This window comes from Nocardia flavorosea, from assembly GCF_015477805.1.
Classification (GTDB): domain Bacteria; phylum Actinomycetota; class Actinomycetes; order Mycobacteriales; family Mycobacteriaceae; genus Nocardia; species Nocardia flavorosea_A.
The window spans coordinates 1-283 of record NZ_JADLQL010000021.1; the positions used below are offsets into that span (position 1 = coordinate 1).

Sequence of the window (283 nt, forward strand, 5' to 3'; positions counted from 1 at the left end):
GTACCGGCTGATGTATCTGGCGACCGCGGTCCGCGTCGACGAACGCCAGTTCCGTTCCTTGCACCTGCTGCGCCAGGACTGTGCCGAGATCCTCGACGCACCCACCACACCGGAGCTGTTCGTGGTGCAGAGCCCTGAGGTGAACGCTTTCACCATCGGGATGGACAAGCCGTTCATCGTGTTGACCACCGGACTGGTCGATCTGCTCGACCACGAGGAGATGCGTTTCACGATCGGTCATGAGCTCGGCCATGCGTTGTCCGGGCATGCGGTCTATCGGACG

At 62.2% G+C, this 283-nt stretch carries 1 protein-coding gene; it reads left to right on the forward strand.

Features of this window, described 5'->3' with window-relative positions; translation table 11 throughout:
• Window positions 1-283 (forward strand): M48 family metallopeptidase (locus IU448_RS28605; protein ID WP_195058846.1); only part of this gene is annotated, 283 nt, incomplete at both ends.